Origin of the sequence: Nonomuraea sp. NPDC005692 (genome assembly GCF_040631115.1) — a bacterium.
In the GTDB taxonomy this organism is placed as follows: Bacteria; Actinomycetota; Actinomycetes; order Streptosporangiales; family Streptosporangiaceae; genus Nonomuraea.
The window spans coordinates 121791-135618 of record NZ_JBEXYU010000007.1 but is presented as its reverse complement, the minus strand read 5'-3'; the positions used below and the strand labels follow the sequence as shown (position 1 = coordinate 135618).

The window sequence follows — 13828 nt, the reverse complement described above, 5'->3', positions numbered from 1 at the left end:
AGGTCGCTGCCGGCGAGGTCACCATGGGCCCGCTGACCTGAGCCGGGACCTCCCTCTCAGCGGCTCGTCGGGTTCTCGGTGAGCAGTGGATCGAGGGCGCCGAGGGCCGCGCCGACGCAGATGTCGCGCAGCTGATCGCGCGCGCAGGTCTCGTGGGTGAGCCAGTCGACGCAGAGGATCTGGACGAAGACCAACCAGCTCTTCAGGACCCCGGAGACGGCCTCGCGAACGTCGTCGCCCGCGAGCGGGAGGACCGCCAGCAGCCTCGCCCGGAGCGCGTCCAGCTCGTTCGACATGATCGTCTGGATCACCGGATCGCCCGTGAGGACCCGGTTCGCGGCCAGGACGGCGTTGCGGTTGGCCACGAAGTAGTCGAGATGGACGTCCATGCCCTGCACGAGCTGCTCACGCAGTGAGTGGGCGGGGTCGAGCCGCGTCTCGGCGAGCAACCGGTCCGCGGCCTGCTGGTAGACGGCGGCGAAGAGGGCCTGCTTGCTCGGGAAGTGCCGGTAGAGCAGAGCTCGTGACACGCCGGCCTGCTCGGCGACCTCTTCCATCAGCACGTCGGCGTAGGGGTGCGCGGCGAAGAGCCGGGCGCCGACGGCGAGGAGCTGGGCGTGGCGCCCGTCAGGGGTGAGTCGCTGGCGTGGAGGCATGGACCAAGACTAGTTGACACACGTCTACTAGCGCGTGCACCGTAGTAGACACATGTCAACTAAGGTGGGAGAAATCATGGTCAAGGCGCTCCGTACGCTCGCTCAGCTGATGGGGTGGGCCTGCGTGCTGATCGGCCTGCTCCACGTGGCGCTCGGCAACGCGGCGATCCCCGGCGCCGCTTCCGCGGGGCCGACGATCGACAGCTGGGGCCGGTTCATGGGAGCCGCCTTCGTCGGCTACGGGTTGGCGTGGCTGTGGGCGGCGCGGCAGCGCCCGATCCCGGCCAGGGTGGTGCGGTGGCTGGCCGCCGTCTTCCTGCTGGGCGGCGTGGGCCGGCTGCTCTCGCTCGCCGTGTCCGGTTGGCCGCACGGGTTCCAGGTCGTGCTGGCGGTCATCGAACTCGTTCTGCCGCCGGTCTTCTTCTGGCTCGCCGACAAGGAGGAACGCGCCCATTCGGCCTGAGCGGCACGGCGGAGGCACTCGCGGGCGCGACCTCACCGTGCCGGGCGCTCTGTTCCGGCTTGGTCGCGAGCACCGCGACCGGCGGGCTCAGCTCCAGGTCGCCTGCTTGAGAATCGGGCCGAGCCGGCGGTCGCTCCACTGGTCGAAGACGAGGATCTTCGACTTGGGCAGGTGCCAGATCCGCTCCTGATAGGAGACGCCGGTCCGCTTGGCCGACTGCGTCACGCAGCCGACGCGCCAGACGCGGTAGGTGGCCTTGTGTCCCGCGCCGACCGGGCGGATGGCACGGGCGACGAGTTTGCCGGGGAAGTCCTCCACGTAGCGCTTGTCGGGTGCGCAGGCCGCGAGCCCGTTGCCCGGGTGGTACGGCTCCTCGGGGTCGTAGGGGTTGCCGTGGCGGGCCAGGGAGATGCCCTCCGGGCCGACGAGGTAGAACCCACGGCACTCGACGGCGAGCCGGTCACAGCCGCCGGTCCTGACGTGGATGCCCCACATGTCTTCTTTCCCGACTTTCCAGGTCCTGGGGATCTGGAGCGTCATGCCGCGGAAGGTCAGCGGCTTGGTCGCCGTGCTCTGCGCGGGGGCGCCGGTGAACAGGAGGGAGGCGGTCACAACCAGGGTCGTCAACATGATCCCGAGGCTAGGGAAGCCCGCTTGTGGCTCGGCTGCAACGCTCTTGGAGCACACTCGAACGGCCACGCCGGACTCCCAGGACCGTTCGCCGGGCAAGGGCGAGCTGGTCCGTCTCAGCTCCGTCCGTGAGCTCGGCCCCTGCGGGTCGGCAGCAACATCGTTGGATTCACGGTGATGACTGCCGAGACCCCAAGGCCCTCACCGACCAGACGTGTTGACCCTTGAAGACCTCGCCCGAGCCGGGCAACGATGGAATCGTCGCACTCAGCCCGGGGACGGGGGACGATGAGAGACACGCTGCTCGCCGAAGCGCGGGACCGGATGAGGCGGTACGGCGAGTCGAGGCACCCGCAGTGGCTGCTGGACCGCGGAGCGGGCCAGGTGGTCCGGCGGCTGGAGCGGCTCGACGGGGTCCTGCGCGATGCCGACGTCCTCACCGTCCTGGCCGAGTTCGGCGTCCTGAGGTCGAGCGTGCTGAAAGGCGGCAGGAAGGCTGACGACGAGTGGCGCAGGGCCATGCAGTGGTACGCCGCGCTGTTCCTGGTCGATCATCGCCGCGTTCCGGAACCCCTGTGGCCCGACCTGACGGCCGCGACGGGCTTCGACCCGCGCGACGATCCACGGACCCGGGCGCTGCTCGACGTACGAGCCCTGCTCGATCGGTTCGACACCACGGGCGATGGCGAAGCCGGGACGGCGTCCTCTGGCCGGATGGACGCCCTGATCGAGGCCGCCCAGGTGCTCCGCCAGGCCGTCGACGCGGAGACTGACCGGACCGGTCGCGCCGCCCACCTGAGCGCGCTGGCGCGCGTGACCCGGCTACGGCTGGAGTGGGAGGAACCGGACGACCCGGCGGAGACGCCACCGGAGGCCGCGCCTGGGGCCGGCGAGCCTTCGGCGCCCGGCCCGGACGGCGCCGCGCAGGCGCAGGCCCAGGCGGACGCCATCGTCGCGACCGCGGTGGACCTGGTCAACAGGGTGATCAGCGAGGAGCGCGCCCTGGAGCGGGCCTCGGACATCGGACGGGAGGTGACCGAGCATGCGGTGATCGCCCTCATGGATGCGGCGCACCGGCTGCTGAGCGACGGGGACAGCCGGGTCGCCCTGCCGATCGTCCGGCTCACGCTGGAGGCGGCCGGCGTGAGGTGGGGCGCGCGCCGCGGGACCTGGTGGTGGACGCTGGCGGACCTGTATGTCGAGACGTCGCGGTTCTTCCTCGGGCAGTTCCCCGACGGTACGCGGTTCCGCTCGGCGTGCACGGTCGTCGATGACCAGATCGCCAAGCTACGTGCGGAATCACCCCGAGACGACGAAGAACTGGCGCTCACCCTGTACGCCTCGGCGCTGCTGCGCTCAACCCCGTACCTGGAGCACATGACCGCGATCGCCGCCGAGGACGCCCAGCAGGCGTGGCGGGAACGGCTCAGACGGGCCAGGTTCCGTCTCGGCGACGGCCTGGCCGAGATGCCGCCACCGGCCGGGCCGCTACAGGTCGCCCTGACACAACTGCGGGAGGCGGAGACCCTGACCACCGGGCACACCAAGGGCCGCATCCTGGTGGCCCAGGCACGCGTCCTCCCCGCCCTCGGCCTGCTCTCTGGCGAATCAGACGGCCGACAGCAGCTCAGGGCGGTTCGCGAGGCGTTCGACCTGCTCAACCCCCGGCTGGATCCCATCGGGCGGATCAACCTGTTACGCCTGCTGGCCCACTTCGGCGAGGTCGAACTCCCGGCGAGCGCCGACCGGCTGTGCGCGGAACCGCTGCACCTGCTGGGGGAACGGCTCGGACGCAGAGACGCCGAAACCCTGCACGCCGACGCGCTGGCCCTGGCCGCCGAGACGGCCCGTCCGGATCTGCAACGGCAGATCTGGCGAGACCGGGACCTGCCCTCCCCGACCTCGCCCGACAGCAGGCGCCGGCGCTGGGACACCGAGGTACACGCGCTGCCCGGCAACCGCGTCGCCTGCGCACAGGCGAAGGGAGCGGCGAAGGCGGTCCGGTCGCGGGCGCATGCCGAGCGGTGGCCCGCGTCCGAGCTGGCGGTGACCCTGCTGCACCTGGCGGTGCACACCGACGGCGCCGAAGCGGGCCAGGGGGAGGAGCTCATCGAGGAGGCCGCGCGAATCTGGCCGGACCTCACCGCACAGTACCCCGGCCTACGCTGGTACCACAGCGCCCGGCTGGCCGAACAGGCGGCCAAGTCCAAGCTGGACGACGGGGATCTGATCGGCGCGGCGACGGCCGCCGGTTCCGCGATCCGCCAGTACGGCTTCGCGGCCGACTCGGCCGCGGCGGCCGATGCCATCGACCTCGCCATGGCGGTCGTCCTCACCGCCGGCGAAGCCCGGATCGATCACGTCGCCGGATTGCTCGTGCCGGGCGTCGCATGTCTTCACGCCGTCACAGCGGAGATCGGATTCAAGATCCACGAACTCTGCCTGCTGATGTCCCTGCGCCTCGGCTCGCGCCGGAGTGTCGCCTACGACGTCGTGTTCCTGCTGCACCAGGCCGCCAAGGGCGTCGACACGACTGTCGCGCAACTCGACAGCGGCCCGCTGACCCTGTCGTCAGGGCTGGAGCGCAGCCTCCTGCGGGCGGGCGCCGTCGAGCGCACCGGCCCCGCCCGGCCGTGGCAGGACGAGACGTTCGACATGCTCGCCTACGCGGGGGCGGGCGAGGCCGAGCCCGAAGCGGCCGACGCCGAGCGGCTCAACCGGCTGCGCCTGGCAGATGAGTGGATCACCGGCGAGCTGATGACCTCGCGCCGGCCTGGCGGTGTTCCGCTGCTTTTCCTGGACCAGGTCCAGCCGCTCATCCCCGGCGACACGGTGATCCTGTCGATCTACCTGGGAGCCACGGACGCCGCCGAGGACGGGCAGACGCCACGTGCCTCACTCAGCTGCCTGGCGATCAGCCGCGACTGGGTCGAACTCCACACCATCCGGATCTCCGACGTGGAAGCCGGCATCGTACGGGCGAGTCAGGATCAGCACGTCATCATGTTCCATCCGGTCGCGTCGGAGGTGTCCGATATTCGCGCCAGCATCCAGGACGACCCCCTCCATCGTCCGGTGAGCCGCGCCGCGCGGCGGTTGCTGACCGAGGTCGGCGACACCTACCTCGGCCGCTTCGGGCAGCGGTTGGGCGAATGGAGCCGGCAGGGGAAGACCCACCTGTGCGTCTGGCCGCACGGACCGTTGCACTATCTGCCGTTCCACCTGTTCGAGACGGAGGGAGAGCCCATCGCGGACGGCTGGACCATCACCCAGATCTGCGGGCTGAACCCGCTCCGCCGCTCCCTTGGCGGTCCGATCACCCGAACGACGCCGCCCGCCCGAACACGGCACCTGGTGGTGTTCGGCTCGGCCGAGGGTGGTTCCCGCCACGGGCTGCAGGCGGAGCCTGGCCTCGAGATCCACGCGGCCGAGGTGGGGCGGGCACTGACGGGGGAGGTGCTGATCGGAGCCGCCGCGACCCCGGGCGCCTTCCTGACCCTGGCGCCCACGGCCCGGTACGTGCACGTCGCGGCGCACGGAAGCCACAACGCGGCGGCGCCGTGGTTCCAGTGCCTGTTCCTCACACCAGGCCCTGATGACGACGGGCGGCTGTTCGCGCACGACATCCTGCGGGCCGACCTCCGCAACGTCGAGTTGGTCACGTTGAGCTCGTGCGAGTCCGCGCTCGGCCGCTTCGACATCAACGACAACCTGCGCGGCCTGCCGGCGGCGCTGTTCGCGGCGGGCGTCCCGGCGATCGTCGGGTGCCTGTGGCCGGTACGGCCCGAGGCCGCGACGTTCTTCTACGCGACGCTCTACCGGTGCCTGGCCGAACACGACGACAGGCGGGCGGCCTTCCGCACCGCGCAGATCGCGACCCGCCGCCGCCATCCGGCCTACCAGGACTGGGGAGCGTTCGGTTTCATGGGAGACTGGCGAACCTCGAACGCCCCCGGGGAGACCACGAGATGACCGGACCCGACCAGCCGTACGCCACCGATGTCTTCGACGTCGATCTCGTCCTGGACCGGCGACTGGGGGGAATCGCGGCGGACCCCCGGCTGGCCGGCCGGGTGTCGATCGGAGCCCCCTACGTTCGCAAGCTCACCGCCGACACACCGGAACTCGACTCCGCCGCCCGGGCCTTCCTCGCCGAGCACCAGGATCGATACGACTTCTACTGGCTCGCCATCGTCTGCACCTTCCGCGAGGGCACAGCCGGCGCCCCGTTCACCAAAGCGGACGTCGGCATGCGGTTCGAGTCCCCGGACGCCGCCCCGGCCGAACAGCCCATCGCCTGGTCCCTCGCCCCCAAACGCCAGGCGTACCCCCGCCGCGCCCGCGACTGGCGCGTCACGTTCACCGCCAACCTGGCCTTCGTGGAATCGAGCGTCGAGTACGCCCCCGGCCCTGCTTCAGAGGACGTCTTCCTCACCGGCTGCGGCGAACGCGACCCTGATCCCGAATGGCGTCTGAAGGCCGTGGCCGACCAGGCACTCGCCGGCGACCAGCCCCTTACCGTGACGATCCGCGCCGCGGCCGGCCGGCCGGTGACGGCCGACATCCGGATCACCGCGACGATCCGCCACCACAGGCTCGGCCTCATCCCCTACCTGGCGGAACTGCCCCCGGCCCTCGAGACCATCCCGATCTCCACCTGACCGACGTGTCACCCCGACGGAGTGCTGAGGGTCATGCCGCCGGAGCGGCGCCGCGGTGGAGGTGGATCGTCAGGTCCTGGCCCAGTTCGGACTCGGTCTCGGGCGAGCCCGGGGGCGGCCATCGGAGTCCTCCGTAGGGCAGGGCACGCGCACATGAGCGTGCGCACCTTCACCCGGCGGTTCCGCGGCGAGGTGGGCAGCAGCCCGCAGAAGTGGCTGGCGCAGCGGCGGCTGGCGCACGCGCGGCTGCTGCTGGAGTCCACAGATCTGAGCGTTGCGCGGATCGCCGCCGCCTGCGGCCTCGGCGACCCCGTCGCCCTGCGCAAGCATTTCAACACGTACCTGGGCCTGTCACCACTGGCCTACCGCCGCGCCCACAACGCGCCAGAACCGATGACGGCACGGTGAGCCGCGGCGACACCCCTCCCATCGCCCGGCGGAGCGATCGGGCACACCTTTGCCCTGTCGCCCACCGTCGGCTCGCGGAAGCCGTGGTCCTCCTGGCGCGGAAAGGCGGCGGCGCGTACACCATCGCCGCCATCCTCGAACGCCGCCGCCCGGCATGACCCGCTTCGCGTGTCGTGCCGGGCACAACGCGAATCCCGGTGCAGGCGCGCCGGCTGGCCGGCACGCCGAATCCCCTCGGACGACGGCCGCCGACGCCGCCATCGCCCATCGTGTGTCATCGATCGACTGCACAGCGTCACCGTGCCGGGCCGCCATGCAACCTGCTGCACCATCGGCCGACCAGTCCGCGGGAAGGCGGGTCAGCGCAGCGGGGTGGCTGCCTCGACCCGGTTGAGGTGCGCGATCACGTCGAAGGCCGCTCCCAGGGCCAGCGGCCGGTTGAACTGCTCGGGCACGTACGTGGCCGGGATGGTGAAGGTCGGACGGGCGGTGTCCAGCCACGCTCGGGTGGACGGGGTACGGCCGGCGCGGCGCAGGTCCACGTAGTAGTCGCGGTAGCGCACCCGGTCCAGGACGGCCTCGCTGCTGGCCGGGACAGGGGAGCCGGTGTCGAAGACCGCGACCTGGCCGGTCTTGGGGTCGGTGGCGCGGAAGCGGCCGCTGTGGATGGTGGTGCCGATCGCCACATAGGAGGCGCCGGCCAGGGAGCGCAGGACGGCGCCCTGGGTGACCGGGTACAGGTCGGGCCAGGCCGAGACGTAGCCGATGTGCCCGTTGTGCGCGGCCGCCACCGTCTTGGTGCCGGTGTTGCGCTGCCACCACACGGTGTTCTCGGCCATGGCCCGGTCACGGTGACGGTGCAGGGCCGACCCGTCCAGTGCGTACATGGTGGTCATCTGGACGATGACGCGGGCCTCCTGCAGGACCCGCGGGCTCGCCTTGCCGCTCTTGTCCAGCAGGCGGTAGGCGGCCTGAGCGTCGCCGGCCAGGGCGGTGCGCCGCTCGGCCGGGAACTCGGCCAGGGTGTTCATCCGTTCCTCCACACCGGCGGGCAGGGCGAGCAGGCCCGCGTAGCGGCGACGCAGTTCGGGCTCCAGCGACGGCTGGTGCTTCTCGGCCCACGCGAGGATGCGCCGGTACTGCTCGGGATTGACGTCGCCGATGTCGAATCCCATCACGCGCAGCTTGCGTGAGGCGGTGCGGTTGTAGTCGCGCATCCACTCGTACAGGTCCACCCACTCCTGGGTCTTCCACGAGCGGTAGGACTGCTGGAACTCCTCGGCCATGATCGTGCGCAGGTCGCCCTTGCCGGTGCGCACGTACGCGTCCAGGCGGACGCCGGCCGACCAGGTCGCCTCCAGCGCCAGCGTGGTGAAGCCCTGGGTCTGCACCAGGTGCCGGAACATCCGGTGCCGCAGCGTGAACAGCTCCTTGGAGCCGTGCGTGACCTCGCCGATCCCCACGATGGTGGCGCCCTTGGTCATCGCCGACAACGCCCGCAGGTCGCGGGACGGGCCGCCCGGGACGGTGCTGCGCAGTTCCTGAGCGTTGCGCTCCAGGTCCGCCACCACCGGCTCCTGGCCGGCGCCGACGGCCGCCGTGGCGACGCCGGCGGTGGCGGGGGCAGGGGTGGCGAAGGCCGGAGCGCTCAGGCTCGTCAGGCAGGCCGCCAGCGCCAGGGTGACCGGCACGGTGCGACGCAGAGTGTTGCTCGTCAAGACAGATCCTTACGTTGGGTGTCGGATGAAGCGATTACCAACGTAGGGAGCGGCGCAGGCGGTTTCGATCCCGCTCGCTGGCCGGTCGATGGTGGTGCTGGCTACCGCACGCCGCCCGCGGCCCAGCGCACAGGGCCGTTTTCCGGAGGCCGGGTGTCAGGGGCCGGCTTCAGGCGCTGAGGTAGCGCAGCACCGCGGCGACCCTGCGGTCCATACGGTCGCTGGGAGCCAGGCCGAGCTTGGCGAAGATGTTGCGGATGTGCTTGTGCACCGCCCCCTCGGTGATCACCATCTTGTCGGCGATGGCCAGGTTGCCCAGTCCTTCGGCCATCAGCGCGAGCACCTCGCGTTCGCGCGGGGTGAACTCCGCCAGGGGGTCGCGGCGGCGGGTGAACAGCTGGGCCACCACGTCCGGGTCGATGGCGGTGCCGCCGCCGGCGACCCGGTTCAGCGCCTCGAGGAACTGCTCGACCTTGCCGACCCGCTCCTTGAGCAGATAGCCGACCCCTTGCGTGCCGTCGGCCAGCAGGTCGGTCGCGAACGCCTGCTCGACATGCGCCGACAGCACCAGCACCCCCAGGCCCGGCTGCAGGCGCTTAGCCGCCACGGCCGCCCGGATGCCCTCGTCGGTGTGGGTGGGCGGCATGCGCACATCCACCACCGCCACATCGGGCCGGTGCTCCTCGACCGCGGCCAGGAACCCCTCGGGGTCGCTCGCGGCCGCGGCCACCTCGATGCCCTCCCCGCTCAGCAGCAGCACCAGGCCCTCGCGCAGCAGCGCGTCATCCTCAGCGATCACGACTCGCACGGCAGTTCCACCTCGATCACAGTCGGCCCCCCATCGGGGCTGGTCACGGTCATCGTTCCGTCATGGGCCTCGACGCGGCGTCGGATGCCGGCCAGCCCGGTGCCCGCGCCGTCGCGGGCGCCGCCCTTGCCGTCGTCACGCACCTGGACGCGCAGCAACGGGCCTACACGTTCGACGACGACCTCCGCGTGCTGGGCGCCGCTGTGCCTGCCCACGTTGGTCAGCGCCTCGGCCACGGCGAAGTAGGCGGTGCTCTCCACCGACAACGGCACCTCGGCGAGCTCACCCACCCGCACCCGGCAGGGCACCGAGCATCCGGCGGCCAGCGCGTCCAGTGCGCCCGCCAGCCCCTTCTCCTCCAGGATCGGCGGCAAGATCGCGCGAACCACGCCGCGCAGCTCCGCCAGCGCCTGCTCGGCCGCGTTCCTGGCACGTTCCAGTGCGTGCGCGGCCCGGGCGGGATCGCGCTGGAGTGCACGCTCGGCCGCGGCCACCGTGACCACGACCGCGTTCAGCCGGTTCTGCGCGCCGTCGTGCAGGGCCCGCTCGATCCGGCGCAGTTCGACGGCATGCGCGCGCAGCGCACCCGCGCGGGTCGCGGTCAGCTGCGCGATGCGCTGCGACAAGTCGATCGAGGCGTGCGGGACCAGCAGTTTCCTGGCGGGCAGCGCCTGCAGGCGCGCCAGCACAGGGAAGAGACGGGCCAGGGCGACCACGACGACCATGCCGATCACCGAAGTGGCGATCGCGCCCGGCCAGGTGGTGACCGGGACGGCGAAGTTGGTGAGCTGATCCTCGCGCGACAGGAACTGCCAGTAGAACGGGTAGGTGACTTCCCGCAGCGCCGCCACCGGCATGACCAGCCCGAGCAGGCCGCAGGCCGGGCCCACCACGGCGTAGAGGGCCAGCCAGCCCAGGTCGCGCCAGGTCGCCGGGTCGGCACGGGCCGCCCGCATCCTGGCCGCCCAGCCTCGGGGCAGCTGCTCGGCAGGCAGCCGGTACGGGCTGACGATCTCGACACCCGCGCCGGCCAGGCGCCTGCGTTCCCACTCGGCCGCGCCCCTGGTCATCGCGATCATCGCCGGCACCAGCGCCAGCCCGACCCCTACCAGGCTCAGCGCGGCCACCACCAGCCAGCACAGCGAGACGACGACGGCCATGAACGCTGTGCCGAGCCCTCCGGCCAGCCGTTCCAGACTTTCAAGGATTCCCCGCAACACTGATGCCATGGTAGGTGAAAGGGGACACAGCTTGCTCCAGCCCGCTGTACCACGGCCAGGTAGCGTCCGGGATTTCCGCAGATCGGGCCCGTTTCTAGAGTTCTGGCCATGACGGACCCCTATCGCATCCCCAGCCCTGACTCCGACCCCGCCACCTCCCGGGCCATCACATCCCGGCACGCGGCGCGCAGGCCCGCGCTGAGCAGAGGCGCTTTCGCGCTGCGCGCCCTGCTCTGGCTCGTCCTGATGGCCAGCGCGGTCGTCAACCTGATCGCCAACAGCATCGGCCGTGCCTGGTCGCTCGGCCTGCCCTCGGGCGCCGTCGCCATCGTGTGCGTCGCCGCCCTCATCGTGCACCACGTGAGCAGGCGCAAGACATGAACCACGTCGTCCCCCTCGCAGGCAGGAAGCCCGCTGCTCGGACGGCTGTCACCGAAGGGAAGGCGCACGATGCCTCGCCGTCACCGGGAGACGTTCGGGGCCGCCGGTATATTGGCCGGATGCTGATCAGAGAAGCCACCGTGGACGACTGGTCGGCCATCTGGCCGTTCTTCCACGAGATCGTCGCCGCCGGTGAGACCTTCACCTATCCGCTCGATCTCGATCAGGAAGAGGGGCGCGGCTGGTGGTTGCTGCCCGCCCCGAATCGTACGGTCGTCGCGGTCGACGACGACGGGACGATCCTCGGCACCGCGAAGATGAACAACAACCAGATGGGCAACGGCTCGCACGTCGCGAGCGCCAGCTACATGGTCGATCCAGCGCATTCCGGACGCGGTGTGGGCCGCGCGCTGTGCGAGTACACCATCGAGTGGGCCCGCGCCATGGGTTTCCGCTCGATGCAGTTCAACGCGGTCGTGGAGACCAACGAGACGGCGGTGCGGCTGTACCGGCGGCTCGGATTCGAGGTGCTCGGCACCGTGCCGGAGGGCTTCTGCAGTCCGGTGAAGGGCTACGTCGGACTGCACATCATGTACCGCGCTCTGTGACGGTTCCCCACGACGCGCCCGGCCAGTGCCACCGGACCGCCTGCAGGCGGTCCGGCGCCTGGCCGAGCAGCCGGCTGTGCTGAGAACTTGATGACGTCCGCCGGCGGGACGGTCAGGTGCAGAAAGAGGTCCAGGCGGCGCGGCCCGCCGGGTCGCGCAGGCGGTAGTCGCCCGTGGACCAGTCGAGGTCGAAGTAGAGCGCCCACAAGGAGGCGTGCTGGCCGAGGTAGGCGGTCATCTGGCCGAGCCAGGCGGCGCGGCGGGTGCCGTCGTCGCCCGCGGCGATGTGGCTGCCGAGTTCGGCCACGCCGTGCGGGAGGTTCTCGGCCTGGTTGACGGCGTACGTGCGGTCGAGCAGGGTGGCCGGGCTGAGGTACTGGCCTTTGGCGGCGGTGGTGTCGTAGTTGTAGACGTCCCAGGCCAGGACGTCGATGGCGGTGCTGCCGGGGTAGTAGTCGTGCCAGTCGCGGCCTGAGGCCGGGTCCACCGTCCAGCCCATCAGGATGAGCGTGGCTCGCAGGCGGGGGTTGGCCGCCTCGTCGGCCAGCGCGGCGAGGTGACTCCAGGCCTGGCGGTACGTTGCGGCGGTGAACTCGCCGTTTCTGATGTTGTCCTCGGGTTCGTGGTAGTAGGTCCAGTAGATGTCCTGGTCGGCCGGTGCTGCGGCGAACCAGGCGCGCATCGCGGCGTCGTGGGTGCCGGCGACGATCGCGGCGGGGGCGGCCTTGAACGAGATGACCATGGGGCGTTTGCCCGCGTTCAGCTTGCCGGGCCAGGGGTCGGGCAGGCCGCCGTAGAAGACGCGTACCGCCTTCAGCCCGCCGAACAGGGCGTCCTCGCGAGCCAGCGCCTGCTGATAGGTCTCGCCGGTCTCGGCGGCGAAGGACGCTCCGCACAGCGTCGGCCGGGTGTAGGTGACGATCAGGCGGGGGCCCAGGTCACCGGCCTCGCGCGAGTGCACGACGGTCGCCGACTCCGCGCTCGGGTTGGTCATCGCGAAGGAGTACGTCCCGGCCGTGCGCACCGTGGCGGAGACGTCGAAGCCGAGACTGGTGGCGCCCGGCGCGGGCAGGGTGGCGGTGGCCACGACGGGGCCGGGCGCGGGCCGGAGGGGGTAGGTCATGGACTCGGTCCAGGAGTTGTCGGCGACCGAGCGTAGTTCGGTGACGGCGGCCTGCTGCTCGGTCTTCTGGTAGAGCATCTCCAGCCGGGCCGAGGCGATGCTCTGCCCGGCCGGCGGGGCGGGCACGGAGAACTTCAGGTATGCCTGGCTGTGCCAGGGAGTGCTCCAGTTCGAGGCCGCGAGTTTGGCCGACGTCCCATAGACGGTTCCCGGCGCCTCGGCCACCACGTAGGTGTCGGCGACGGGTGCGATGCCGTCGCGTGCCACCTGTGCCGCCTGTGCCGAGGCCGGCAGGGGAGCGAGGCCGCCGAGCAGCAGGCTCGGAAGGAAGGCCCAGACACGTAATCTCACGGATGAGCGGAAACTTCTTCGTCGCACGTCTCTCCCTGTTGTCTGTGAAGTCGTCCCCTGTCGGAACACATTTCTCGGCCCAGGCATGAGGATTGCCCGTAACCTCCAGGAAAGGCGAACCGGGCCACGTCGGATGCCATGACAAGAATCAATGGACACGAAAAAAAGATGCGGCCGCGGCCATTTGCCGCCCGGCTGCACATCTGCATTCCCGGAGATCGTCGGTCGGTCACCAACGTTTGTCAACCCCGGCTACGACGGCGTGTCCCGGCGCGGGCGGTGTGCGTTCACCTGACTGACGGCACCGCAATCCGCGGCCGTCCGTTGACTACGCTCGGTGGTTGATCGGCCACGCTTTGCGATTTACCCTGAGTGTCGTGGGGAAGACCTGGGATCGCCGGAGATCTTCCCGCCGCCTCAGAGAAGATCAGGAGTCCGCATGAAGTCTCGTCTCGCGTTCGCCGCCCTCACTGCCGCGGCCGTCACCGTCAGCCCGTTGGCCGCCGCCGCCCCGGCCCTGGCCGCCGGCGGTGAGGTGGTGGTCTACACCACCGCACTCCAGCCCCTGTTCGTGTACGCCAACCCCAACGGCTGCCACAACCTGCCCCCTGACCCCCATCAGATTTACAACCGGACCAACGGCGACGTCCGCCTCTACGCCTTCCCGGGATGCATCGGCCCGGTCGCGTGGATACTCAAGCCGGATTACGGCGTGGACACCCCTCCCATCGGGAGCTTCTCCGCCTAGCACGAACATGCCAAAGCCCTCGCACTCCGGCTGTGCGAGGGCTTCCGCATGTT

General features: G+C 70.8%; 13 protein-coding genes. 7 read left to right on the top strand and 6 right to left on the bottom strand.

Annotation, left to right across the window (positions count from 1 at the left end):
* Positions 1 to 56 precede the first annotated feature (56 nt).
* Positions 57 to 656 carry a helix-turn-helix domain-containing protein gene (locus ABZ459_RS17810; RefSeq protein ID WP_357971330.1) on the bottom strand — a complete coding sequence of 200 codons (600 nt, stop codon included), beginning with the start codon at positions 654 to 656 and terminating at the stop codon, positions 57 to 59.
* A gap of 76 nt (positions 657 to 732) precedes the next feature.
* Between ABZ459_RS17810 and ABZ459_RS17805 the strand changes: the two genes are divergently transcribed.
* Positions 733 to 1119, top strand: coding sequence for a DUF4345 domain-containing protein (locus tag ABZ459_RS17805; protein WP_357971329.1), 387 nt, complete (start codon positions 733 to 735; stop codon positions 1117 to 1119).
* Between the two features lie 87 nt (positions 1120 to 1206).
* Here ABZ459_RS17805 and ABZ459_RS17800 read toward each other — a convergent pair whose 3' ends face one another.
* Positions 1207 to 1749, bottom strand: a complete 543-nt coding sequence (locus ABZ459_RS17800; protein WP_357971328.1) for a hypothetical protein — start codon at positions 1747 to 1749, stop codon at positions 1207 to 1209.
* A gap of 288 nt (positions 1750 to 2037) precedes the next feature.
* On the opposite strand from ABZ459_RS17800, the gene ABZ459_RS17795 reads away from it, so the two are divergent.
* The 3 genes from ABZ459_RS17795 to ABZ459_RS17785 are packed head-to-tail and all read left to right on the top strand — an operon-like array spanning position 2038 to position 6818.
* Positions 2038 to 5721, top strand: coding sequence for a CHAT domain-containing protein (locus ABZ459_RS17795; protein WP_357971327.1), 3684 nt, complete (start codon positions 2038 to 2040; stop codon positions 5719 to 5721).
* A complete protein-coding gene (locus ABZ459_RS17790) occupies positions 5718 to 6410 on the top strand; it encodes a hypothetical protein (RefSeq protein WP_357971326.1) in 693 nt (230 codons plus the stop codon). Before ABZ459_RS17795 ends, ABZ459_RS17790 begins: the two co-directional genes overlap by 4 nt.
* A gap of 33 nt (positions 6411 to 6443) precedes the next feature.
* Positions 6444 to 6818 (top strand): helix-turn-helix domain-containing protein, encoded by a 375-nt coding sequence (locus ABZ459_RS17785; RefSeq protein ID WP_357971325.1) that lies wholly within the window; start codon positions 6444 to 6446, stop codon positions 6816 to 6818.
* Between the two features lie 359 nt (positions 6819 to 7177).
* Here the strand turns inward: ABZ459_RS17785 and ABZ459_RS17780 are convergent, their stop codons facing one another.
* The 3 genes from ABZ459_RS17780 to ABZ459_RS17770 form a co-directional block, all read right to left on the bottom strand.
* Positions 7178 to 8536, bottom strand: coding sequence for an erythromycin esterase family protein (locus tag ABZ459_RS17780; RefSeq protein ID WP_357971324.1), 1359 nt, complete (start codon positions 8534 to 8536; stop codon positions 7178 to 7180).
* 169 nt (positions 8537 to 8705) lie between these two features.
* The gene (locus ABZ459_RS17775; RefSeq protein ID WP_357971323.1) at positions 8706 to 9344 is read right to left on the bottom strand and encodes a response regulator transcription factor; all 639 of its coding nucleotides are present in this window, start codon (positions 9342 to 9344) and stop codon (positions 8706 to 8708) included.
* Positions 9332 to 10573: a sensor domain-containing protein gene (locus ABZ459_RS17770; RefSeq protein ID WP_357971322.1), complete on the bottom strand. Its 1242-nt coding sequence runs from the start codon at positions 10571 to 10573 to the stop codon at positions 9332 to 9334. The genes ABZ459_RS17775 and ABZ459_RS17770 overlap by 13 nt, the downstream gene beginning before the upstream one ends.
* 99 nt (positions 10574 to 10672) lie before the next feature.
* Between ABZ459_RS17770 and ABZ459_RS17765 the strand changes: the two genes are divergently transcribed.
* Both ABZ459_RS17765 and ABZ459_RS17760 read left to right on the top strand, forming a co-directional pair.
* Complete coding sequence (locus ABZ459_RS17765; RefSeq protein WP_357971321.1) at positions 10673 to 10945, top strand: hypothetical protein; 273 nt, start codon at positions 10673 to 10675, stop codon at positions 10943 to 10945.
* Between the two features lie 119 nt (positions 10946 to 11064).
* Complete coding sequence (locus ABZ459_RS17760; RefSeq protein ID WP_357971562.1) at positions 11065 to 11553, top strand: GNAT family N-acetyltransferase; 489 nt, start codon at positions 11065 to 11067, stop codon at positions 11551 to 11553.
* Between the two features lie 112 nt (positions 11554 to 11665).
* On the opposite strand, the gene ABZ459_RS17755 is transcribed toward ABZ459_RS17760, so the two are convergent.
* Positions 11666 to 13027: a DNRLRE domain-containing protein gene (locus ABZ459_RS17755; protein ID WP_357971320.1), complete on the bottom strand. Its 1362-nt coding sequence runs from the start codon at positions 13025 to 13027 to the stop codon at positions 11666 to 11668.
* A 439-nt stretch (positions 13028 to 13466) separates the two neighbouring features.
* Here ABZ459_RS17755 and ABZ459_RS17750 point away from each other — a divergent pair, with 439 nt between their 5' ends.
* On the top strand, positions 13467 to 13775 hold the full coding sequence (locus tag ABZ459_RS17750) for a hypothetical protein (RefSeq protein WP_357971319.1): 309 nt from the start codon (positions 13467 to 13469) through the stop codon (positions 13773 to 13775).
* Positions 13776 to 13828: the final 53 nt, after the last annotated feature.

Coding starts and splice junctions, on each gene's coding strand:
- ABZ459_RS17770 (WP_357971322.1), bottom strand. CDS start 10,573: ATGGCATCAGTGTTGCGGGGAATCCTTGAAAGTCTGGAACGGCTGGCC.
- ABZ459_RS17800 (WP_357971328.1), bottom strand. CDS start 1,749: ATGTTGACGACCCTGGTTGTGACCGCCTCCCTCCTGTTCACCGGCGCC.
- ABZ459_RS17790 (WP_357971326.1), top strand. CDS start 5,718: ATGACCGGACCCGACCAGCCGTACGCCACCGATGTCTTCGACGTCGAT.
- ABZ459_RS17805 (WP_357971329.1), top strand. CDS start 733: ATGGTCAAGGCGCTCCGTACGCTCGCTCAGCTGATGGGGTGGGCCTGC.
- ABZ459_RS17750 (WP_357971319.1), top strand. CDS start 13,467: ATGAAGTCTCGTCTCGCGTTCGCCGCCCTCACTGCCGCGGCCGTCACC.
- ABZ459_RS17810 (WP_357971330.1), bottom strand. CDS start 656: ATGCCTCCACGCCAGCGACTCACCCCTGACGGGCGCCACGCCCAGCTC.
- ABZ459_RS17795 (WP_357971327.1), top strand. CDS start 2,038: ATGAGAGACACGCTGCTCGCCGAAGCGCGGGACCGGATGAGGCGGTAC.
- ABZ459_RS17765 (WP_357971321.1), top strand. CDS start 10,673: ATGACGGACCCCTATCGCATCCCCAGCCCTGACTCCGACCCCGCCACC.
- ABZ459_RS17785 (WP_357971325.1), top strand. CDS start 6,444: ATGCCGCCGGAGCGGCGCCGCGGTGGAGGTGGATCGTCAGGTCCTGGC.
- ABZ459_RS17760 (WP_357971562.1), top strand. CDS start 11,065: ATGCTGATCAGAGAAGCCACCGTGGACGACTGGTCGGCCATCTGGCCG.